Below are 398 nucleotides of genomic sequence, written 5' to 3'. Positions count from 1 at the left end.
CCCCCCCCCCCCCCCCCCCCCCCCCCCCCCCCCCCCCCCCCCCCCCCCCCCCCCCCCCCCCCCCCCCCCCCCCTCTTTCCCACCACCAGCCGCCATCCGAGATTCGGTCACGGGTCTCGTGGGCTCGGAGATGTGTATAAGAGACAGGCCGTGGGCGATGGACAGCTACACCCAGGTGGGTGTCTATGAAGCGTGGAAGAAGATCCTCGCCGAGAAGCCCGATCCGACCGCTCTGATCGAAGAGATCAAGACTGTCTCTTATACACATCTGACGCTGCCGACGACAACGTTCGGGTGTAGATCTCGGTGGTGGGCGGGTCATTAAAAAGGGGGGGGGGGGGGGGGGGGGGGGGGGGGGGGGGGGGGGGGGGGGGGGGGGGGGGGGGGGGGGGGGGGGG

General features: G+C 72.1%; 1 protein-coding gene. It reads left to right on the top strand.

What is annotated here, in order from left to right:
- Window positions 1-130: 130 nt before the first annotated feature.
- A complete protein-coding gene (locus JHD67_RS21545) occupies window positions 131-325 on the top strand; it encodes a hypothetical protein (protein ID WP_199101181.1) in 195 nt (64 codons plus the stop codon).
- The last annotated feature ends 73 nt before the right edge of the window (window positions 326-398 follow it).

It is taken from the genome of Dyella sp. ASV21 (assembly GCF_016428975.1).
Classification (GTDB): Bacteria; Pseudomonadota; Gammaproteobacteria; order Xanthomonadales; family Rhodanobacteraceae; genus Dyella.
The sequence above is the reverse complement of the archived record's forward strand: the minus strand, read 5'-3'. Positions and strand labels throughout refer to the sequence as shown.